Here is a 22413-nt window from a genome sequence, read left to right as displayed (position 1 = left end):
CGACAAGAGCAACGACTTCGGTCCGGTGATCACCAAGGCGCATCAGGAAAAGGTCTGCGGCTATATCGCCAGTGCCGAGGAGCAGGGCGCGACCCTGGTGGTCGACGGTCGCGATGTTCAAGTCGAGGGCTTTGAGAAGGGCTTCTATGTCGGCGGTACCCTGATCGACAATGTGACGCCCGAGATGACCTGCTATCAGGAAGAGATCTTCGGTCCCGTGCTGCTGGTCATGCGGGTCGACAGCATGGAAGAGGCCATGCGGCTGATCGATGAGCACGAGTACGGTAACGGTACCTGCATCTACACCCGCGATGGTGAGGCGGCACGTTACTTCAGCGATAATATCCTGGTCGGCATGGTCGGGGTTAACGTGCCGCTGCCGGTGCCCGTGTCGTATCACAGCTTCGGCGGCTGGAAGCGTTCGCTGTTCGGTGACCTTTCCGCCTACGGCCCCGACGCGGTTCGCTTCTACACCCGCCGCAAGACCGTTACCCAGCGCTGGCCTTCCGCCGGCGTGCGCGAGGGGGCGCAGTTCTCCTTCCCCTCCTGACGCCACATCCAAAGGAGGAGTGGGTCGCAGAATAAGCCGGCCTTCCTCGATTTTTCCTTCAGGCCCCCTGGTTTCAGGGGGCCTATTCTGCGTTTAACTTGCGCTGAGATTCCATCTTTATATCGCTGATTATGAAGCCGATTGAATGCTCTTAGTTTCGCAGCGAATAAAATGAAATAATATTAATTTAGTATTTTGTGAAATATAAATTCATCGTAAATGTCAAAGCACATAAGTTGAAATGATTCGATTTTTTGGGAGGGACTGCAGGTAAGGATCATTCGAAATTCATGTGTTAATGACAGCAATTATCGAAGATTTAGACAATATATATTTAAAAGAAAGTGCTGATTATATTGTTTTGACCATGTGTAAAAAAATTGCTTGACGCTCTCGCTGATGCACCCTATCTTTACAGATAGGTAAAAAATAAATACAGCATAGCCGAGCAATCAGAATGTCGATAAATTTCACTCTCTGATCCAGATGCCGTCAAGTCGCACATATGATGGAGGAATTTGCCGTGGAGAAAGGGAGTTTCTCTGTACAACTATAAGGAAGCCAACAGTGCAGAAGAGGTGGCAAAATGCCGAATAAAGTCAAGTGTGGCCTCATACAGATGTCGCTAAAAGGTGACACTTCGATGTCGCCGGATTTGATCCGCGATAAAATGCTCGAGGCTCATCTGCCGCTTATCGATGAAGCGGCATCCAAGGGTGTGCAGGTGCTTTGCTTTCAGGAGGTCTTTACCCAGCCCTATTTCTGTTCAAGCCAAGACAGCAAATGGTATGACGCGGCTGAAAGAATCCCGGACGGTTATACTACCAAACTAATGCAAGAGTATGCCAAAAAGCATCGCATGGTTATTGTGGTGCCGATCTATGAAGAGGCTATGCCAGGAGTCTTCTACAACACCGCCGCCGTGATCGATGCCGATGGCAGCTATCTGGGCAAGTACCGAAAAAATCACATACCCGATACGGTGCCCGGCTTCTGGGAAAAACTCTATTTCAAGCCCGGAAACTCTGGCTACCCCGTTTTCGATACGGCTTACTGCAAGCTGGGCGTCTATATATGCTATGACCGCCACTTTCCAGAAGGTTGGCGAGCCCTGGCACTTAATGGAGCCGAGTACATCGTTAATCCTTCTGCCACTGTCAAAGGCAAGAGCCGATATCTCTGGGGACTCGAGCAGCCTGCTTCGGCGGCGGCCAATGCCGTTTTTATCGGCGCGATCAATCGCGTAGGACGAGAGGCACCCTGGGACGATCGGATGGGCGAGTTCTACGGCTCCAGCTATATCGTCAATCCCATGGGGCAGATCGAAGCTCAAGCCACTGAAGATGAAGATGAACTACTGATTCATGAGATCGACCTGGATATGATTCGCGAAGTACGCAAGGGTTGGCAATTCTTCAGGGACCGCCGACCTGATACCTACGATGAACTGGTGGACTACTAAACCGGTTGCTGAACCAACGCCGGAAAATAGTGATTTCCGGCCATACAACAACAAGATAGAGAACCGAGTCATGAGTGAAAATGCAGGTAACCCTCAAATGAAGGTCGGTTACAGCAGCGAGCTTTGGAACGAAGATCTTGCGCCGGTAGAGAAGGAGGAGCGAACCTGGTCGTGGCAAAATATTGCCAGCCTCTGGGTGTCGATGGTGGTGTGCGTGCCTGCCTATATGCTCGCGGCCAGCCTCATTCCTGAAGGCATGTCGTGGTGGCAGGCGGTGTTCACTGTTCTGCTGGCTAATACCATTATCCTTGTTCCTATTCTGGTGCTCGGGCATGCCGGCGCCAAACATGGCATCCCGTTTCCGGTACTACTCAGGGCCTCCTTCGGCACATCCGGAGCCAAGTTAGCGGCCATGATGCGCGGCGTTGTAGGCTGCGGCTGGTTTGGTATTCAAACCTGGATTGGCGGCTCTGCCATCTACGCCATTCTCAATATTCTGACCGATAGTGCCCTGGTGGGTGAGCCTATACCAGGGCTGGGCATTGATGTGGCACAGCTCGCCAGTTTTCTGGTTTGCTGGGGTGCCCATGTCTACTTCATTGCGCGCGGTACCGAGTCTATCCGCTTCCTAGAGACCTACGCGGCGCCTTTCCTGATCGCCATGTGCTTCGGCCTGTTGATCTGGGCGGTCACCAAGGCCGGCGGATTCGGCCCCATGCTCTCCTCCCCCTCCGAGTTTGTTGAAGGGGGAGCGAAAGAGGGGCAGTTCTGGCAAGTGTTCTGGCCTGGTTTGACCGCCATGATCGGTTTTTGGGCAACGTTGGCGCTCAATATTCCCGACTTCACTCGTTTCGCCAAGAGTCAGAAGCACCAAATCGTCGGACAGGCGATTGGTCTGCCGATTCCCATGGGCGTACTTGCCTTTATCGCTGTAGCCGTAGCATCCGCTACCACCGTGATCTATGGCGAGGCATTGTGGGATCCCGTTGCCATTACGGAGCGCATGGGTGGAGTTGCCGTCGTGGTCGCGCTGTTTGCCCTGGTCATCGCTACCGTTACCACTAATCTGGCCGCCAATATGGTGGCGCCAGCCATCGGGTTTGCCAATCTGGCGCCAGGCAAGATCTCTTTCCGCATGGGTGGTTACATCACTGCCGGCCTGGGGATCGCCATCATGCCCTGGAAGCTGCTCGAGACCACCGGCGCCTATATCTTCACCTGGCTGCTCGGCTATTCGGCGCTGCTGGGCCCTCTGGCGGGAATCATGCTGGCGGACTACATTCTGCTGCGAAAAACAAGTCTGTCGCACGACGACCTATTTAAGATCGACGGACGTTACAGCTACAGCGGTGGCTGGAACCCCATGGCCTGGATCGCGCTTGTTCTTGCAGTCCTGCCAAATCTGCCCGGCTTTCTGTCGGCGGCAGGCCTGATTGATAGCGTTCCCGATATTTTCGTAGCTATCTACAACTATGCATGGTTCGTCGGCGTGTTTGTTGGTGCCGTCGTTTACCTTGTATTGATGAAGGCGACTCGCCCTGTCACGGCAAGTGTTGCGTCGTGATCTCTGTTGATAATCCCAATAAAGATGTTAAGGAGAAAATTATGTCCGTCTTGATCAAGAATGGTGTTGTCGTCAACGCCGACCGGACATTTAAGGCCGATGTCTACTGTAAAGATGGCAAAATTGCGGCTGTCGGCGAAAACCTGGATGTGCCGTCTGATGCCGAAGTCGTGGACGCCGATGGGCAGTACGTGCTGCCTGGTGGTATCGACCCTCATACCCATATGCAGTTTCCTTTCATGGGCACTGTCGCCAGCGATGATTTCTACACCGGCACAGCTGCTGCCCTGGCGGGTGGCACGACGAGCATCATTGACTTCGTAATTCCCCAGCCGGGGCAGCGCCTTCTGGACGCCTACCAGCAGTGGCGAGAGTGGGCCGAAAAGTCGGCTGCCGACTATACCTTCCATGTAGCCATTACCTGGTGGGATGACTCCGTCCATGAAGATATGGAAACCTTGGTCCGTGAATACGGTGTGAATAGCTTCAAGCACTTCATGGCCTACAAGAATGCCATTATGGCGGACGATGAGACCCTGGTGAAAAGCTTCCGTCGCTGCGTCGAGCTGGGCGCCATGCCGACGGTGCACGCCGAGAATGGCGAGTTGGTCTACCAGCTTCAGCAGGAGATGCTGGCCAAGGGAATCACCGGTCCCGAGGCGCATCCCTTGTCGCGCCCGCCCTTCGTCGAGGGCGAGGCCGCCAACCGGGCGATTCAGGTCGCGCAAGCGATGCACACTCCAATATACATCGTCCACGTCTCATGCAAAGACTCCCTGGACGCCATCACCCGTGCGCGCTCGGCTGGGCAGCGGGTCTACGGAGAGGTTCTGGCAGGACACCTGTGTATCGATGATAGCGTTTATCGCAGCGAAGACTTCGACATCGCGGCGGGTCACGTCATGAGTCCTCCCTTCCGCTCCAAGGAGCATCAGGACGCTCTTTGGAACGGCCTGCAGGGTGGCAACTTGCATACCACGGCTACCGACCACTGTTGCTTCTGCAAGGATCAGAAGGCGGCCGGTCGCGATGATTTCACCAAGATTCCCAATGGCACCGCTGGCGTCGAGGATCGCATGGCCATTCTCTGGGACGAAGGAGTTAACAAGGGGCGCCTCACCCTGAGCGAATTCGTGGCCGTCACGTCCACCAACACGGCAAAGCTTTTCAACATGTATCCGCGCAAGGGCAGCGTGTCGGTAGATGCCGATGCGGACATCGTGGTATGGGACCCCAAGGGCACTCGCACCATTTCGGCAGATACTCACCACATGAACGTGGACTTCAACATCTTCGAAGGTCGCACTGTGACTGGGATTCCCTCGCATACTCTGAGTCGCGGTAAGGTCGTGTGGTGCAATGGCGAGCTGAACGCCGAGCGCGGCGCTGGCCGCTATGTCGAACGCCCAGCCTTCGCACCGGTGATCGAAGCCGTGACGCGTCAGACCGAGCTCAACGAGCCCAAGGCGGTGAAGCGCTAGCCAAGCAAACGCAAGTGACGCTGGCGGGGTTGAGCCCCGCCAGCCAGGTGACTCTGACCTGACCCGCTTCCCGATATGCTCTCCTGGTTTAGAAGGGATTTCTGTCCGCAGGGGAGAGGGTGGTCGGGATAAAGATAACAATAATGATGAGAGATGATGACGATGAAGCACTCAGACTATCCTCTGAGCGAGGTTCCCTGGGAATTTCGCAAGGGGATTTTTTCCACCACCGTAGTGTTGCTCGGGTTTACCTTCTTTACGGCCACCATGTGGGCTGGAGGTAGCATCGGTACCGCCTTCGGGTTTCAGGAGCTCCTCTGGGCGATCCTGGTAGGTAACCTGCTGTTAGGCGTATACGCATCAGCGCTGGCCTACATCGCTTGCAAGAGCGGCCTCAACTCCGTTCTTATGGGGCGTTTCTGTTTTGGAGAGGTGGGCAGCAAACTTTCCGACATGCTGTTGGGTTTCACCCAGATCGGTTGGTATGCCTGGGGCACCGCAACCATCGCGATCGTGCTGGTTAAGACAACCGGGTTGCCGGCGTGGATGGAAGTGCCATTGATGATCTTCTTCGGTATCGCCTTCTGCTTGACCGCCATGGTGGGTTATCGCGGCCTTGACTGGCTGTCGCGCTTCGCCGTTCCGGCGATGATGTTATTTATCCTGATCAGCTTATTTACTGGTTTAAGTGATGCTGGCGGATTTTCCGGCTTGATCACGCAAATGCCAAGCGGAGACATGACCTTTGCCGCAGCCGTAACCGTGATTATCGGCACTTTTGTCAGTGGTGGTACCCAGGCGACGAACTGGAGTCGATTTGCGCGCTCGCCACGCATAGCCGTTGCCGCCACCATGATAGCATTCTTTGTAGGTAATGGTTTGATGGTGATTACCGGCGCCTTTGGTGCTCTCGTTTATCAGCAGGCTGATATCGTCGATATCATGCTGGCCCAAGGGTTTGTGATTCTGGCGGTGCTGATGCTTTTTCTCAACATCTGGACCACTCAGGACAACACCATCTACAACTTCGCCGTGGCAGGGTGCAATCTGATCCGCACGCGGCACCGACGCATCGTGACACTCGCCGGAGCTGCGGTAGGTACCCTGCTGGCCGTCTTCGGCATGTATGACATGTTGATCCCCTTTCTTGTGCTGCTGGGCACGTTCATCCCCCCCTTCGGCGGCGTGATCATTGCAGATTTCTGGCTGCGCTACCGTGGGAAATATCCGCCCATTGCCGAGGCCCGCCTGCCAAATTTCAACTGGCGCGGCCTGGGAGGCTACGGTCTGGGGTCGATGGCTGCCTTCTTCTCGCCCGCACTGCCGCCGCTGGTGGGCATTGTAACTGCAGTGTTGGCTTATGCGGTGCTGCTGGTCTGCTTTCGCGAAGCCGCCATGCCTGGAGTGGCAAAAAGCTGACGAACACTGTGACGGCACAGCGTTGGTGTGTCGTCATTTCGCGTTCTTAATCATTGCAAGGAGTTTTCATGAGGATCGTCAATGCTAGGCTGCGTGGGCATATCGACCTGCATGAGGTGCATATCGAAGGGGACCGTTTTTCTGACGTGACTCCCCAGATGGGCTATCAGCCGGCCACGGAAGGGGCCATTGATGCCCAGGGGCGCCTTCTGTGTGCTCCTTTCATCGAGTCTCATATCCATCTAGACGCTGCCATGACGGCCGGTGAACCACGCTGGAACGAGAGCGGTACACTGTTCGAAGGAATCGAGTGCTGGGCCGAACGAAAGAAAATGCTGAACCGAGATGATATTAGGCGTCGTGCCCTGGCGACGCTCGAGCTGCTTGTCGGACAGGGTGTTCAGCATGTACGTACGCATGTCGATGTCAGCGACCCCGACCTGGTTGGCTTGAAGATCCTCTGTGAGCTGCGTGACGAGCTGCGCGAGCGGCTACATATTCAGGTGGTGGCCTTTCCCCAGGAGGGGCTTCTCTCCTATCCGAACGGGCTGGAGCTGATGCAGAAGGCGATCGAGGTTGGAGCTGATGTGGTCGGTGCGATTCCGCATTTCGAATATACGCGCGAGCTGGGAGACGCTTCACTGAAGGAAACGATCCGCCTGGCACGCACTCACAACCGGCTGGTAGACGTGCACTGTGACGAGATCGACGATCCTAACTCACGGTTCCTTGAAGTGCTGGCCACCGAGGCGCTATTTGCCGATATGGGAAGCCGGGTGACGGCCAGCCATACTACCGCCATGCACTCCTATGACAACGCCTACTGCTCAAAGCTGTTTCGCCTGTTGAAGCACTCGGGTATCAACTTTGTCTCCTGTCCTACCGAGAGTATCCACCTGCAGGGACGCTTTGATACCTACCCCAAGCGGCGTGGTCTGACCCGTGTCAAGGAGCTGGATGCGGCAGGCATCAACGTCTGTTTCGCCGAAGACTCGATTCAAGATTCTTGGTACTCCCTGGGTAATGGTCGACTGCTGAGAACACTTGATTTCGGCCTGCATATCTGCCAAATGATGGGCTATACGGACTTCAGCCGCGCTCTCGATTTCATTACCGATAACGCTGCCCGCACGCTGGGTATCGAAGCCGACTACGGTATCGTGCCGGGTAGGCCGGCCAACTGCATTTTGCTGGATGGCGAAGACGACTACGATGTACTGCGGCGTCAGCAGGACGTGCTGTTCTCCATTCGAGAAGGCAGGATCATCATGCAGCGCGAGCCATCACGCGTCCTGACTCCCGACTATCTGGCCAACGAATTTGGCCGCTGAACGTGCGCGGTCGAACGATGCCTTTGGAGATCTGAGCCCTATGTGGTACCACTTCATCACGGTGCTGGCAGCCGGCGCCATGCTGCCGATGCAGGCCGGCATCAATGCCGGCCTGGCGCGTGGCTGGGGACACCCCCTGTGGGCGGCGGCCGTTTCTTTCGGCGTGGGTACGCTGATTTTGCTGGCCGCTGCCCTGGTCGCACGCCTGATCGTCCCCAGCTGGCAGCAGCTTTCCATGATCTCCCCCTGGAGCTGGTCCGGCGGAGTGCTGGGAGCCTTCTATGTGACCGTGATGGTGGCTTTTGCTCCCAAGTTGGGAGCTGCCACGCTGTTGGCGCTTGTCGTGGCGGGACAGATGCTGGCGTCCGTGCTGCTGGATCACTTCGGCCTGCTGGGGTTTCCCCAACAAGCCGTTTCCCCACCGAGGCTGCTAGGCGTACTGCTGCTTTTTGTAGGAGTGGTTCTCATCCGCAAGTTCTAGGCGTTGGCGTAACTGGACGCAGGGTTTAGGGACCGGTATTCTATCGGCCCCTTTTTTGAGTGGCCATTACTCTTGAATGTGGCTATTCCAAGCAATTGTCATTCCGGTAGCGCCTGTCGTGCCGGTGCCCCATCCGCTCCGTATCGCACAACACGTCATGAACCGGCCGAGGCGACATGAGTCAATCATCTTTCAAGCGGGCGACGTCGCGTCGCTCAGCAAATCGAAAAGCTTTGGAACAGAAGATCCTGACTGCGGCTGAAGGCGTGTTTGCCGAACACGGCTTCGACGGCTCCTCGTTGGAGGCGATAGCCGAAAGCGCGGGTCTCTCTAGGCAGAACATGCTGTACTATTTCCCGTCGAAGGAGAGTCTTTACCAGAATGTGCTAAAGCATATTCTGGATCTCTGGATTGAGAAGATGGCGCTGATGGGGCAGGCGGGCGATACGCCGGCCACCATGCTGGAGAACTACATTCGAGGAAAGCTGGAGATTTCCAGGATTCATCCTGACGGATCGAAAGTGTTTGCCAACGAAGTTATCCGAGGTGGGAGCTATCTAAAAGACTATCTCGAAAAGGACCTTCTACCCCAGCTGGAGGCTGACCTCGAGCTGGTGAGGGGCTGGATCGCGAGCGGCAAGATGGATCCGGTCGATCCCGAACACCTATTCTTCACCATCTGGGCGTCGACGCAGACTTATGCCGACTTCTCCTCGCAGATCAGCCTGGCGCTTGGCAAGAGCGAGCTGGACGAGGAAGACTTTACCAAGGCCGGTGATTTTCTTACCCACGTATTGCTAAAAGGGTTGGGCTTACGTTGATCAAGTGCCTGCAGCCTGCACAAGCAAGGTCATCACTAAAAACTTTGTACTGTTATTTCTGAAGCCGGAAAGCATGACCTGATCAGGTGGTTATAAATACAGATTTAGTAGAGTGCTCGTTGATATTTTGTATCCCTCACTGTACCTGAAAGACCATGCGTGGCGCCAGTCAGTGTGCTCGGGGACCCGGCCGCTAGTCTTTTCCATGCCGTGGCTAACATCAATGAGGAAGAAGGTGCCGCCCCAGCTATGCGCAATAATATTCTCGTAAGCAAGGAGGATGTGTTCTTGCTGTTATTGATCGAAGGTCTAGTATAGTTAACTACGCAGCAATGGGGAACTTAAGTCGGAAAAGAGCTTCTCTGCGTACGCTATCGAGATGTCTGCTTCCCGCAGGAAGATAATTGCCATAATGGTGTTGTTTTTTCATTTTCCCTCTCTTTCGACTTTTATAGTTTAATTTTGTATTTTACGAAAACATCAATGATTTATTTCTTTTAGATATCGCCAAATAAATAATTTAGAGTTTTTTTGTGGAAGTGATTTTGACTTTTTCCAGCCTTTCGACGGATGGGCGTGCTTGCCCTTGCCTTGACCCATCTGAAGTTGATGCTTGCCGGTTTAATCAGCGTAATGGTTGAAAACCGGGGCCAGGTTGGCCACCGGTTTGGATTCAGGCGGCCTCGTTGAGTGAACCGGTCAGCTCGAGAATGGCCTGCTTGCCGTCGCCGAACAGCATCAGAGTGTTGTCCTTGGCGAACAGCGGGTTCGGCAGCCCCGCGAAGCCGGGGCTCAAGCTGCGCTTAACCACTACCACGGTGCGCGCTTGGTCCACGTCCAGGATCGGCATGCCGTAGATTGGACTGCCCTTGTCCTCACGGGCCATAGGGTTGGTCACGTCATTGGCACCGATGACGATGACCACGTCGGTCTGGGCGAAGTGCGGGTTCACCTGGTCCATGGTCTGCATCTTGTCGTATTCCACTTCGGCTTCGGCCAGAAGCACGTTCATATGCCCCGGCATGCGTCCGGCCACGGGATGCAGGCCATAGATCACCTCAACGCCACGCCTTTCAAGGGTGTCGGCCAGATCCCGTACCGCGTGCTGCGCCTGTGCCATGGCGAGGCCGAAGCCGGGTACTATCACCACGCGCTGGGCGGTTTCCAGCAGCATCCCAACTTCCTCTGGCGATGAAGACTTTACCTTGCCGGCATAGATCTCATCGGCGTCGATATCTTTTCCTTCCTCTTCGGAGAGTGAGCCGAAGAGAACACCAGCGAGTGATCGGTTCATCGCGACGCACATAATGCGTGTCAGGATCAGCCCGGAGGCGCCGACCAGAGCTCCCGAGACGATCAGGACGGTGTTCCCCATGATAAAGCCAGCGGCAGCGGCGGCTACGCCCGAATAGGAGTTGAGCAGAGCAATGACCACCGGCATGTCGGCCCCGCCGATGGGAATGACCAGTGTCACGCCCAGCACCAGCGCGATGGCGGTCAGCAGTAGCAGTAGGCCAATGCCACCGTTGCCGGTAGTAAGAGTAGCCACGATGGTTACACCAATAGCCAGTAGCCCGGCATTGAACAGCGTGATCCCCTTGAATCCTATTGCGTTGCCGGGCAGGAGCTCCTGCAGCTTGCCGAATGCCACGGCGCTGCCAGTCAAAGTGACGGCGCCGATCAGCACGGTCAGACCGATGGCTAGCAGGCTGACAGCGCCGCTCGGCGCTACCGGACCACTCGTCGACAAGAAGCTCGCCGTAGCCACGGCAAGAGAAGCTCCACCCCCGAAGCCATTGAGAAGTGCCACCATCTGAGGCATGGCGGTCATCTGGATGCGCGTGGCTAGCAGTACTCCGATGCTGGCGCCGATCACGCCGCCGGCGAGAATCCAGCCGTAGGAGAGTATCGACTGATTGAGTAGCGTAACGACAACGGCGACCAGCATGCCGATGGCAGCCAGCAGGTTACCTTGCACGGCGGTGCGTGGACGCGTCAGTCCCTTGATGCCGGCGATGAACAGCACCGCAGACGCCAGATAGAAAAGATTGACGAATGATAGGCTCATTGCCGATTACCTCCTATGAAACATACGCAGCATGCGGTTGGTGACCAGGAAGCCCCCCACCACATTGATGGTTGCCAGAATGATGGCGATCATGCCGATGGCAGACACCCAGACACCACTGACCTCACCGGAACCGGCTGCCAGCAGGGCGCCAACCAGGGTAATGCCCGAAATGGCGTTGCTGCCCGACATCAGTGGCGTATGTAGCGTGGCCGGCACCTTGGTAATGAGCTCGACGCCGAGAATGACGGCCAGCACAAAGAGTGAGACTTGCATGATAAGCAGTTCCATCAGGCCATCTCCTCTGCATGAGCCGCTTCTGGCACGACCGGGAGGCGTTCGCGTATGCGCGCTGCGCGCACCGCTTTTGAATGAGTGATCACGGTTTCATCGATGATCTCGTCTTCGAAATCCAGCGTCAGCTTGCCCTCATCGTTCAGTAAATGGCGCAGTAAGTTCTCCATATTGCGTCCATACATCTGACTCGCATGGTTGGGCAGGGTGGCGGCAATATTGCTGGGGCCAATGATGGTGACACCATGGACCACTACTGTTTCGCCGGGCTGGGTCAGTTCACAGTTGCCTCCCCTCTCGGCGGCGAGGTCGACGATGATGGCACCGTTTTTCATGCCCTTGACCATCTCCTCTGTGATCAACACCGGCGCCTTGGCGCCGGGAATTGCTGCCGTGGTGATCACCACATCCTGTTGTGCCAGTACCGCTGTCATCTGTTCGCGTTGACGCTGCAGAAAGTCGTCGTCCTGTTCGCTGGCATAGCCTCCTTTGCCTTCACTACTGGACGTGTCCAGCTCAAGCTCCACGGGCTTGGCACCAACAGAAAGGATTTGTTCTCGAGCAGCGGGACGAACATCGTAGGCCTCGACCACGGCTCCCAACCGCTTGGCAGTGGCGGCCGCCTGAAGACCGGCCACGCCGGCTCCCATGATAAAAATGCGGGACGGATTCAGTGTGCCCGCGGCGGTCATCATCATAGGAAAGATTCGCGGCGCTTGAGCGGCGGCCAGCAGCACGGCCTTGTAGCCGGCTAGTGTGGCGATAGAAGAGAGGGCATCCATGCTCTGGGCGCGGCTGATGCGTGGCACCAGCTCCAGTGCAAGGGTGGTAATTCCCCTGGCTGCCAGGCCCAGAAAGCGCTCGGGCCGGCTCAAGGGGTCCATCATGCCGATGCATATATGATTCGGTTTTAGATCTGTCATAGCCTCTTCCCGTGCACCGTCGACGCAGACGATGACCTCGCCTTTCTCGAGCAGTTGCGCTCGAGTGTCGAGTATCTCGGCACCGGCGTTACGGTAGTCGGCATCGAAAAAGCCTGCCGCGTCTCCTGCGCCGGCTTCAACGAAGATGTCACATCCCGCGCCTACTAGATTTGAGACATTGGCGGGCGTCAGGGCCACCCTGAGCTCCTCAGGGTGGTGTTCTCGCATTACCGATATTCGCATTGTTCTTCTCCATGGCGTGGTCGATGGCTAGATTCAGCCGTTGGCATGCTCCAGCACTGCCTTGAGCAGGACGTTACAGCCGGCAGCCAGGTCATCGGCATCGGCACGCTCTAGCTCGTTGTGGCTGATGCCTTTTTCGCAAGGCACGAAAACCATGGAAGTGGGTGCCACGCGCGCGATATAACAGGCATCATGCCCAGCGCCGCTGACCATCTCGCGATGGCTGAGGCCGAGATCCTCTGCCGCCTTGCGCACGGAAGATACGCACTGTTCGGCGAACGGCACGGGGGGGGAGTACCAAATCTGTTCGAACGCCATCTCCAGCTTGGCTTCCTCTACAATGCCTGCCGCACCTTCGCGCAGGGCCTGATCCATTCTCTCCAGTACCTTGGCATCGGGGTGGCGGAAATCCACGGTAAAGAACACCTGGCCGGGAATGACGTTGCGTGAATTAGGGAAGACTTGCATCAGGCCCACCGTTGCACAGGCATTGGGCTGATTCTCCATGCCAATCCGGTTGACCAGCTCGACAATGCGTGCAGCACCCACCAGGGCGTCACGCCGGCTAGGCATTGGAGTAGGCCCGGCGTGAGACTCTTGGCCTGTCAAGGTAATCTCGTACCACCGCTGCCCCTGCGCATCGGTTACCACCCCGATCTGCTTGTGCTCATCTTCTAAGATGGGGCCTTGCTCAATATGTGCTTCGAAGAAGGCCTTGAACTCGCGATCTCCAACTTCGGCCTCCCCGTAGTAACCTATGCGTCGTAGCTCATCACCCATGGTCTTGCCATCGAGGTCGGCGCGGCTAAGTCCGTACTCCAAATCGAAGACACCGGCGAACACGCCAGATGACACCATGGCCGGTGGAAAGCGCGAACCCTCTTCATTGGTCCAGACCACCGTTTCCAGCGGCGTCTGAGTCTCGATTCCTTGTTCGTTCAGCGTGCGAAAGATTTCCAGGCCTGCCAGGACTCCGTAAACACCATCAAACTTGCCGCCGGTGGGCTGGGTATCCAGGTGACTGCCCATGGCCACAGGCGGAAGCGAGTTGTCCTTGCCGGGTCGGCGTGCAAAGATGTTGCCCATCTTGTCCACGGTAATGCTGCAGCCGGCCTCTTCGCACCACTTCACGAAGAGGTCGCGACCCTGCTTGTCTAGATCTGTCAATGCCAGGCGACAGCAGCCTCCCTTCTCGGTGCCGCCAATCTCGCCCATCTCCATCAGGCTGTCCCACAGGCGCTGCTTGTTAATGCGTATATCGTTCATATCAACCTCGTTGTCACTGTTGTGGTGTCGATAATCGGGACGCAGAGTGGCCCGGACCCCCTTGGGGGCCTTGTTAACGATTGGTTCGCTAGGGTGCCGGTGGCGATGCCACCGGCACCGGGAGTCAGCGGCGGAAGCTGGGAATTACATGCTCGCCATACTGGGCGATGATATTTTCCTCGTCGCCATTATCCAGATAGATGTTGAAGTGGGTCATGCCGGCTTTCTGAAGATCCCTTAGTTTTTTAACATGGTCCTCCGGTTGTCCCAGAACGCAGAAACTTTCCACAATGTCGGGAGTAATGAAGTCGAGGTAAGGGTTGTCGCTCTGGCCATGCTTGGAGTAGTCGTAACCCTTACGCTTCTCGATGTAGTCGGTCAGACTCTTGGGCACCAGACCGCTGTCGGTGCCGTACTTCTCCACGATGTCCGCGACGTGGTTGCCCACCATCGCCGGGAACCATTTGGTCGCTTCGATGCAGGTCTCCTTGTCACCGAAATAGGCCGGCGCTGCGACGACCACCTTGTAATCGGACATGTCGCGATCGGCGTCCTTGCCGGCCTGAATGGCCTGATTGGCGAGCCACTCGACAAGGTAGGTATCGCCGATCTGCAGGATGACGCCATCGCCAACTTCGCCCGCTGTCTTCAGTGCCTTGGGGCCATAGGCGCCAATGTGAACGGGCAGCTCGTAGCCGTCGGCCCAGGGAAACTTGACCGGCTCGGGGCACTCTCCGTAGATCACCTCTTCGCCACGGACCATCGCCTTGACCTTATGGGTAAACTCGGCGACACGGGCCAGCGGTGCAGGCTTCTTGCCCATGACGCGAACCGAGCTGTCGCCACGACCCAGGCCGATATCAAAGCGGCCGCCACTCTGCTTGGCCAGGCTGGCGAAGAGGCTAGCCGCCATCGACCAGTCACGCGCGTTGGGATTGGTCACGCAGGGGGCAAAACGCATCCTCGTGGTGTGTTCCATGCACATGGCGATGGCCGGATAGCACTCACGCCACAGGATATGGGAGTCGTAGAACCAGCAGTAGTCAAAGCCGGCTGCCTCAGCCTGCTTGACGAGGTTGCGAGCGCGATCGGGGCTAACAAAGCCCTTGAAGCAGATACCGAACTCCATTGTTCTTCTCCTTACTATCATTGTGCTTATTGGATGTTGCTTGGTTTATCAAGTATCTCAGGCGTCGGGTGCCCAGATACGAATACCCGCATGGGTAAAGGGAACCTTCTTGGAGATGTTGAGGCGGATCAGGATGGGGGTGATCGCCTCTATGCAGCGTGCGTTGACGGCCGGACCGGCGTTGTAGGCCTCGACCCCAAGCTGACGAATCAGCTCGATCACCTTTTCCTTGGCGGCCAGATCATTTCCGCAGACCAGGACGTCGCAGTTGATCGAGTGGTCCAGCTGATTGAGGATGGCGGCGGACACGTTGTGCAGTGCGCCGACCACTGGTACCTCTTCGCCGAGTAGGGCCTGAGCCGCTTCGGTGGCCGAGCCAGCGGCGGGCATGTCCACTCGCTTGGGATCGCCGTCGTCCAGCGGCACCACGATATCGATCAGGATTTTGCCGGGCAGTAGATCCCGAATTGCCTCGAGCGTAGCGTCGTGTGCGCTGTAGGGTACGGCCAGAATCACCATCTCATCGGCAGCCGCCACGGCCTCACGCAATGGCTCGCCGCTGATGGTGGCAGCGCCTTCGAGCTGGGCATTGAGCTCGTCGGCAATGCCTTGAGCGCGGCCCCCATCGCGGGAGCCGAGAACGACGGGAGTACCGGCGCGGGCAAAGCGCAGTGCCAGGCCACGGCCCTGCGGGCCGGTACCGCCAAGAATTGCAATGCTCATCGGAAGAGATCCTCTTGTTGGGGTCTTATCAGCTCGCTCGCTGAACTCTTGCAGGGTTGCCAGTCGATGCCGCGAAACAGCACGACGGGCGTCTTGTCGCTCTTGCCCATGACCAGGCCAGAGGCGGCGGCCAGTTCGTCGGCCAGGGCGGGCACGGTTACCGACATCACCCGACCGAAGGCATCACGCTCGCCGACCATATCGATACGTGCCGGTACCCGAGCCAGGCCGATCGCCACGTTGACCAGGCCCATGCGCCAGGGGCGACCGAAGGTGTCGGTGACCACGATGCCCAGACGCACCCCGAAGGCGGCCTCCAGGCGCTCGCAAAGTCGACGGGCGCTGGCATCAGGGTCCTGAGGCAGCAGGATGACGGTCTCTTCGGCGCCGACATTCGACTCATCCACTGCGGCGTTGGCGCAGATGAAACCGAGCCGATGCTCGGCGATCAGGGTGCCTTCGTCCTGATCCGGCCGCTTGACGGCACGCACCACCCGAGTCGACTCGTTCAGGATGACCTGAACCTTGCGGGGATCCTTGTTCACCTCTTTGGCCAGCACCTTGGCTTCGTGGCTCGGCTCGATGTCGACCAGGGCAACGATCTTCCCCTCGGCCTTGGAGATTACCTTGTGGGCGATCACCAGAATGTCGCCGTCATGTAGAGGCATGTCCCGCTGCCGCAGTGCCTCGATCAGCAGCTGGGCCAGGTCGTTGCCCGGATGGATGTCGGGAATTCCCGGGATGGCTCTCAGGGCGACGCTATCCGGCATCAGCATCATGGCGTCGTTCGCCAGGCTGCCCGTGGCGCCATCTCGGAGGGCGTCATGCACGGTGTCCATAGTGTCTTTAGCTCCTGCAGTGTCTCGCTGCCGTTTCCCTGAATGAGCGCTTCCAGGGTGCTGAGATCGGTTGGGGTATCCAGGTCAAAACTCAGATTCTTCAGTTTCAGCACTCGGCAGGGAAGAGCGCGCCGGCGGGCCTCTGCATAGTGTGCTGCAGCAGAATCGAGGCCGAAGTGAAATACCATGGCGTCGGGTGGAGCGGTCAGCAGAGCGTTGGTACCGCCGTCGTTGGCCTGGCAGATCACGACCCCTGGCCCCCCGCTGAACGACGCCAGCAGTCGACGGATCTCCTGCTCATCGAGTTGAACGATGTCGGCAGGGATCAGGAGTTGTGACTCGTAGCCATGTCGGCGAGCCCAGGCGGCGGCGCGGCTTGCCGCTTGTGACAGGCCGTCGACGCCAGGCTCTTCTAACACCTGAGCCCCGTGAGCCATGGCGAGATCACCGATCGACGCGGAGGCGGTGACGACCAGTCGATCGTGTTCGGGAAAGTGCCGTGCCAGAAAACTCAGGGTGCGTTCGCACAGCCGTTGTGCCAGGCGCGAACGGTGGTCCGGCGACAGCCGCTCACCCAGACGTGTCTTGGCTAGATCAAACGCCTTGATGGGAATGACGATAAGCGGATAGTGGTTCATGCGTTGGCCTCCTCTCGACGGCAGGCATGGGCAAAGGCGAGCATCCGGTCGGCCACCTTCGCCTTGTCGTCCCCGCTCTGCATGAGGGTGCCGGTGGTCAGCACCTGCAGGCCCTCTGCCTCCAGGGAGCGGCGGTCGGCCGCGTCACTGAGGTCGATTACGAGGCCGTCGATCAGGCCCGCATAGCATGCGGCAATTCCCTGGCTGTTGCAGGGATAGCCCATGGCGGCCAGCATGCGATCGGCAGGACCCTTTACGGTGCGACCGCCGATCAGGGGAGATATGGCAATTCGTGTGGCATGTGTGCGCTCCAAGGCCTGTCGAATGCCGGGTACGGCCAGGATAGGCGCGATACTGACGATGGGATTGCTAGGAGCAATCAGTACAATATCGGCCCTCTCGATGGCCGCTAGAGCCTCAGGGGTCGGGCGTGCTTTGCTGGCACCCTCGAAACGCACTTCATGCACCTCGGGTCGGCAACGCTCTCGAACGAAATACTCTTGAAATGCTAGCCATCCCTGATCGGTTCTCAGGCGAGTCTGAACAGTGTCATCCGTGGGCAGTAGCAGATTGATCTCGACTCCCAGTGACCCGGCAATTCTCTTGGCGATGATGCTGGGGCGAACACCTTGTCGTCGTTGTTGGGTACGGAAGATGTGCGTTGCCATGTCTTGATCGCCCAGCAGCATCCAGGTATCGCAACCGAATCGCTCGAGGCCTGCCAGAACACGATGGCTCTCGTCGGTCAGTCCCCACCCCTGCCGGCGATCGATCATGTCGGCAAGGCTATAGGTCAGGGTATCGATATCGGGTGATACCCAGAGGCCGTGGAACTCCTGATCGTCGCCGACGTTGCCGATGATCGAGAGCGTGTCATGCGGGCAGAGGCTGGCCAGCCCCTCGGCCAGTTTGGCGCCTCCTACACCACCAGCCAAAAGAGTGATACGCAGTGTCATGCCACGCCTCCAACGGCCTGCCGTCGTGGCTGTGATACGGGGCCGTCGAAGGTTTCCACGGCCTGATACAGGGTGTTACGACGCACTGGACGACGATTCATCATGCGGATCATATGTGCCATCTCCTCGGGCAGCATTTCCTGACCATGCTCCCCACCGGCGGCCCGCGAAATGCTCTCGTTCATCAAGGTGCCACCCAGGTCGTTGACGCCCGCCGCCAGCATCTGGCGCGCCAGTTCCGGCCCCAGCTTCACCCAGGACGCCTGGATATTGTCGATCCAGCCGTCCAGCATCAGGCGGGCAACGGCGTGCATGCGGATATGCTCCAGCCGGGTAGGGCCCGGGCGCACGCCGTCGTGTTCCAGAAACAGCGGCGTCTTGTGGTGCACGAAGCCCAGCGGCACGAACTCGGTGAATCCGCCAGTGCGTTTCTGGATGTCGCGCAATAGGCCGATATGTGCCGCCCAGTGCTCAGGGCCATCGATATGGCCATACATGATGGTCGAGGTGGTTGGCAGCCCTTCCTCGTGGGCCGTGGTGATGATCTCCACCCACTGCTCGGTGGTCAGCTTGTCGCGTGTTAACTGCTTGCGCACTTCGGAATCGAGGATCTCTGCCGCCGTCCCCGGCATGGATCCCAATCCGCAATCGACTAAGTCGCGAATGAAGTCGCGATAGGGTAGGCGGCTCTTATGAGCCCCAAACCAGATTTCGAAGGGCGAGAAGGCGTGGATATGCATGTCTGGAAGGACTGCCTTGATGGCCTTGAGAATATCCCGGTAGAAGTGACCGGAAATATTCGGGTGTAGTCCTCCCTGTATGCAAACCTCAGTGGCGCCACGCTCCCAGGCCTCCTGGGCACGCCTCACGATCTCTTCGAGATCGAAGAACTCCGCCTCGGGGTCGCTCTTGTGCTTGGCGAAGTTGCAGAAGCGGCAGCCCATGTAGCAAATATTGGTGTAGTTAATATTGCGGGTGATGACAAAGGTCGCATCATCGCCGACACGACGCCGGCGCAGTTCATCTGCTGTTGCTGTCAGTGCATCAAGGTCGGCACCCTCGACCTGAAAGAGATAGATGGCATCGGCTTCGCTGAGCTCTCTTCCGGAAAGAACACTTTCCAGAATTCGCCGTGTCTTGCGTTGAATTCGGTGGCTCGCCAGCTCTGCCGGGTGCCGGATCAACGAGCGGATTTCTGCTGTTGTTGTGCTCATGAGATCTCTCCTTCTATAAAATGCGCGGTTAGCCGCACTGCTGCAGAGCGAGACCGTCCTCGCGTGTAATGGCGTCGAGACGAGCAGCGATGGGTGCAGCCAGGAAGCGGTTCGACGACTTCAAGTAGCGCGGATAGACCGCAAGCCGCTCCTCCAGACCATAACCGCAGCGAGCCGTCGCCTGACGCAAGGCTTCGATTTGAGGCCAGGCACGTTCGGGGTTGATATGGTCGATGGTTACCGGGGAGATGCCGCCCCAGTCGTTGATCCCGGCGCCGATGTAGGCGGCAAAGCGAGACTCAAGGTTGGGAGGAGCCTGGAGGCTGATGGATGGGTGCAGCAGCAACCGTGCTAGAACCAGGGTGCGTACCATATCGTTCAGGTCCGGCTCCGGGTGATTGGCCATGGCAGTGCCCGGCTTAGCGCGAAAATTTTGGACGATCACTTCCTGGATATGACCATGGCTTTGGTGCAAGGCGTTGATCGCCATCAGGCTGTCGACGCGCTCTGCCCAGGTTTCACCGATGCCGATCAGGATGCCGGTGGTAAAGGGAACACCATGCTGGCCGGCGCGCTCCAGGGTGCGCAAACGCTGAACTGGGACCTTGTCGGGGCAGGCATAGTGAGCCTGACCTCGCTGCAGTAAACGGCGGCTGATGTTCTCGAGCATCATGCCCATGCTGACGCTGACTGGCTTGAGACGCGCGATCTCTGTATCCGAAAGGGTTCCGGCGTTGACGTGGGGCAGTAGGTCGGTTTCGTCCAAGACGCGGCGACACATCTCGATGAGATAGTCGATCATGCTGGTGTGGCCGAGCCTTGCTAGCGCTTCACGGGCCTCGGCATACCGAAGCTCCGGCTTTTCGCCAAGGCTGAAAAGTACTTCTTTGCAGCCCAGTCTTTCACCCTCCTTGACCACGGCCATCACCTCGTCCGGGGTCATGACTCTGGCGGCGGGAGAACCTGGTTTCTGAACGAAGGTGCAGTAGCCGCAGTCGTCACGGCACATATTGGTGAGCGGAACAAAAACTTTGCGCGAATAGGTCAAGGTCCTGCCCCAATGCGTATTCCGCAGTTGAGCGGCACAGTTGGAGAGTTCCTCGAACTCGCGAGATGGCGCTTTCTCAAGTGCCAAGGCTTCTGAATGAGTCAGCATGGATTGCGCTCCTGTTATTGTTGTGCGCTTATAAGTTTTTTTACCAAGCAGTAAACTTAACACTAGCCCATATTTTTCAGAATGGTCAAATTATTTTTATGTTCGTAGCTAGAAGGCTGAAAACAAAGTATTTGCTAGGTAAAGAATCGGGCGAGAGGAGCTGATCGGGTGGCCGTACACGACTGATTTCGGCGTAAGTCTGGTAGGGGTATGGGGAAGGGAGGGGGTAAGTTAACCAAATGCTTTCATTAGGCTAAATGAAGTATTGTTTAACTGATGTGGGTGAAGGGGTAGGGTGAGCTTTGGAGCTTGACGATCTCAATCGAGAGGTTTGACTGATACCAGCCTTCGGCTGGTATCCATAACAAGGGAAGTCGACGCGATGACCGCACAACAATTTCGATACGCCGCCGGCTTGAGTGCCGAGCAGCTGGATGCCTACTGGATGCCCTACACCGGCAACCGTCAGTTCAAGCGCGACCCGCGGATCATCGTCGGCGCCGAGGGTAGCTACCTGATCGATGCCGATGGCCGTCGGGTCTTCGACAGCCTTTCCGGGCTATGGACCTGTGGTGCCGGTCACTCTCGCCCCGAGATTGCCGATGCCGTCAGCCGTCAGCTGCGCGAGCTGGATTATGCGCCGGCCTTCCAGTTTGGCCACCCCAAGGCCTTCGAGCTGGCCCATCGCCTGCGTGAGCTGACGCCGGAAGGGCTGGACCACGCCTTCTTTACCGGCTCCGGCTCCGAGAGTGCCGACACTTCCCTGAAGATCGCCCGCGCCTACTGGCGCAAGAAGGGCAAGCCCACCAAGACCAAGCTGATCGGCCGAGCCAAGGGTTATCACGGAGTCAACTTCGGCGGCATCAGCCTGGGTGGCATCGGTGCCAACCGCGCGCTGTTCGGTCAGGGCGTGGACGCGGATCACCTGCCCCATACCCTGATGGCCCAGAACGCCTTTACTCGGGGCATGCCCGAGCGCGGCGCCGAGAAGGCCGAGGATCTGCTGGAGCTGATCGCGCTACATGATGCCTCCAATATCGCCGCGGTCATCGTCGAGCCGCTGGCCGGTTCGGCTGGCGTGATTCCACCTCCCCAGGGGTATCTGCAGCGCCTGCGTGAGATCTGCGATGCCAACGATATCCTGCTGATCTTCGACGAGGTGATCACCGGCTTCGGGCGCATGGGAGCCATGACCGGGGCCGACGCCTTCGGGGTGGTTCCCGACATGATGAACTTCGCCAAGCAGCTCACCAATGGCGCGGTGCCCATGGGTGGCGTGATGGTCAGCGGCGAGATCTACAACACCTTCATGGAGCAGGGTGGACCCGACTATATGCTCGAGCTGCCCCATGGCTACACCTACTCCGGCCATCCGGTGGCCTGCGCCGCGGCCATGGCTTCACTGGATATCCTGGAGCAGGAGAATCTTATCGAGCGGGTGCGCCAGATGAGTCCGCTCTTCGAGGACGCCCTGCACAGCCTCAAGGGGACTCGCTATATCAGCGATATTCGCAATTACGGCCTCGCCGGTGCCCTGCAGATCGAGCACTACCCCGGCGAGCCTGCCCGTCGGCCCTTCGAGATCGCCATGAAGTGCTGGGAGAAGGGCTTCTATGTGCGTTATGGCGCCGACACGATTCAGCTGGGCCTGCCCTTTATCGTCGAGAAAGAGGAGATCGACCGGGTCGTCAATGTGCTTGGCGAGGTCATCGGCGAGCTCGATTGAGCCTTTCTCACGGCGGAATTTTCCCACAACAACGCAACAGCAAGAGGTAATTCATGACAGCACTCGGCCACCTGATCAACGGCGCTCGCGTCGATCGCCAAGGGCGCAGCCAGGATCTTTACAACCCCT

At 57.8% G+C, this 22413-nt stretch carries 20 protein-coding genes; 9 read left to right on the top strand and 11 right to left on the bottom strand.

The features are described 5' to 3' along the window. The 8 genes from GRB80_RS10985 to GRB80_RS10950 all read left to right on the top strand — a co-directional run. Positions 1-550 (top strand): aldehyde dehydrogenase family protein (locus tag GRB80_RS10985; RefSeq protein WP_161423614.1); only part of this gene is annotated, 550 nt, incomplete at its 5' end. Between the two features lie 643 nt (positions 551-1193). Next, the gene (locus GRB80_RS10980; protein ID WP_445351972.1) at positions 1194-2012 is read left to right on the top strand and encodes a nitrilase-related carbon-nitrogen hydrolase; all 819 of its coding nucleotides are present in this window, start codon (positions 1194-1196) and stop codon (positions 2010-2012) included. A 70-nt stretch (positions 2013-2082) separates the two neighbouring features. Beyond that, entirely contained in the window at positions 2083-3576 is a 1494-nt protein-coding gene (locus GRB80_RS10975; protein WP_161423612.1) for an NCS1 family nucleobase:cation symporter-1, read from the top strand. A 41-nt stretch (positions 3577-3617) separates the two neighbouring features. Beyond that, positions 3618-5057 carry a dihydropyrimidinase gene (gene hydA, locus GRB80_RS10970; RefSeq protein ID WP_161423611.1) on the top strand — a complete coding sequence of 480 codons (1440 nt, stop codon included), beginning with the start codon at positions 3618-3620 and terminating at the stop codon, positions 5055-5057. A 162-nt stretch (positions 5058-5219) separates the two neighbouring features. Further along, positions 5220-6476, top strand: a complete 1257-nt coding sequence (gene codB / locus GRB80_RS10965) for a cytosine permease (RefSeq protein WP_161424325.1) — start codon at positions 5220-5222, stop codon at positions 6474-6476. 68 nt (positions 6477-6544) lie between these two features. Continuing rightward, on the top strand, positions 6545-7807 hold the full coding sequence (gene codA, locus GRB80_RS10960) for a cytosine deaminase (protein ID WP_161423610.1): 1263 nt from the start codon (positions 6545-6547) through the stop codon (positions 7805-7807). Between the two features lie 40 nt (positions 7808-7847). Continuing rightward, positions 7848-8288, top strand: coding sequence for a DMT family transporter (locus tag GRB80_RS10955; protein WP_161423609.1), 441 nt, complete (start codon positions 7848-7850; stop codon positions 8286-8288). A gap of 176 nt (positions 8289-8464) precedes the next feature. Next, positions 8465-9109 carry a TetR family transcriptional regulator C-terminal domain-containing protein gene (locus GRB80_RS10950; protein WP_161423608.1) on the top strand — a complete coding sequence of 215 codons (645 nt, stop codon included), beginning with the start codon at positions 8465-8467 and terminating at the stop codon, positions 9107-9109. A gap of 673 nt (positions 9110-9782) precedes the next feature. Here GRB80_RS10950 and GRB80_RS10945 read toward each other — a convergent pair. The 11 genes from GRB80_RS10945 to cofG all read right to left on the bottom strand — a co-directional run bounded on the left by GRB80_RS10945 (position 9783) and on the right by cofG (position 20558). Next, on the bottom strand, positions 9783-11177 hold the full coding sequence (locus GRB80_RS10945; protein ID WP_161423607.1) for an NAD(P)(+) transhydrogenase (Re/Si-specific) subunit beta: 1395 nt from the start codon (positions 11175-11177) through the stop codon (positions 9783-9785). 6 nt (positions 11178-11183) lie between these two features. Then, positions 11184-11468, bottom strand: a complete 285-nt coding sequence (locus GRB80_RS10940) for an NAD(P) transhydrogenase subunit alpha part 2 (protein ID WP_161423606.1) — start codon at positions 11466-11468, stop codon at positions 11184-11186. Next, positions 11468-12637: a Re/Si-specific NAD(P)(+) transhydrogenase subunit alpha gene (locus GRB80_RS10935; RefSeq protein ID WP_161423605.1), complete on the bottom strand. Its 1170-nt coding sequence runs from the start codon at positions 12635-12637 to the stop codon at positions 11468-11470. The genes GRB80_RS10940 and GRB80_RS10935 overlap by 1 nt, the downstream gene beginning before the upstream one ends. Positions 12638-12670: 33 nt before the next feature. Beyond that, positions 12671-13903: a Zn-dependent hydrolase gene (locus tag GRB80_RS10930; protein ID WP_161423604.1), complete on the bottom strand. Its 1233-nt coding sequence runs from the start codon at positions 13901-13903 to the stop codon at positions 12671-12673. Positions 13904-14027: 124 nt separating this feature from the next. Continuing rightward, positions 14028-15032: a TIGR03842 family LLM class F420-dependent oxidoreductase gene (locus GRB80_RS10925; RefSeq protein WP_161423603.1), complete on the bottom strand. Its 1005-nt coding sequence runs from the start codon at positions 15030-15032 to the stop codon at positions 14028-14030. Between the two features lie 57 nt (positions 15033-15089). After that, positions 15090-15755 (bottom strand): NADPH-dependent F420 reductase, encoded by a 666-nt coding sequence (gene npdG / locus GRB80_RS10920; RefSeq protein ID WP_161423602.1) that lies wholly within the window; start codon positions 15753-15755, stop codon positions 15090-15092. Continuing rightward, the gene (cofE, locus tag GRB80_RS10915) at positions 15752-16594 is read right to left on the bottom strand and encodes a coenzyme F420-0:L-glutamate ligase (RefSeq protein ID WP_237561972.1); all 843 of its coding nucleotides are present in this window, start codon (positions 16592-16594) and stop codon (positions 15752-15754) included. The genes npdG and cofE overlap by 4 nt, the downstream gene beginning before the upstream one ends. Continuing rightward, on the bottom strand, positions 16531-17232 hold the full coding sequence (gene cofC, locus GRB80_RS10910) for a 2-phospho-L-lactate guanylyltransferase (RefSeq protein WP_161423601.1): 702 nt from the start codon (positions 17230-17232) through the stop codon (positions 16531-16533). Before cofC ends, cofE begins: the two co-directional genes overlap by 64 nt. Beyond that, positions 17229-18188 (bottom strand): 2-phospho-L-lactate transferase, encoded by a 960-nt coding sequence (gene cofD / locus GRB80_RS10905; RefSeq protein WP_161423600.1) that lies wholly within the window; start codon positions 18186-18188, stop codon positions 17229-17231. Before cofD ends, cofC begins: the two co-directional genes overlap by 4 nt. Beyond that, positions 18185-19402, bottom strand: coding sequence for a 5-amino-6-(D-ribitylamino)uracil--L-tyrosine 4-hydroxyphenyl transferase CofH (gene cofH / locus GRB80_RS10900; protein WP_161423599.1), 1218 nt, complete (start codon positions 19400-19402; stop codon positions 18185-18187). Before cofH ends, cofD begins: the two co-directional genes overlap by 4 nt. Before the next feature lie 28 nt (positions 19403-19430). After that, complete coding sequence (gene cofG / locus GRB80_RS10895) at positions 19431-20558, bottom strand: 7,8-didemethyl-8-hydroxy-5-deazariboflavin synthase CofG (RefSeq protein ID WP_161423598.1); 1128 nt, start codon at positions 20556-20558, stop codon at positions 19431-19433. 382 nt (positions 20559-20940) lie between these two features. On the opposite strand from cofG, the gene aptA reads away from it, so the two are divergent. Beyond that, a complete protein-coding gene (gene aptA / locus GRB80_RS10890) occupies positions 20941-22284 on the top strand; it encodes an omega-aminotransferase AptA (protein ID WP_161423597.1) in 1344 nt (447 codons plus the stop codon). The last annotated feature ends 129 nt before the right edge of the window (positions 22285-22413 follow it).

The organism is Halomonas icarae (assembly GCF_009901955.1).
In the GTDB taxonomy this organism is placed as follows: domain Bacteria; phylum Pseudomonadota; class Gammaproteobacteria; order Pseudomonadales; family Halomonadaceae; genus Halomonas; species Halomonas icarae.
This window is presented reverse-complemented; position numbering and strand designations above follow the sequence as displayed.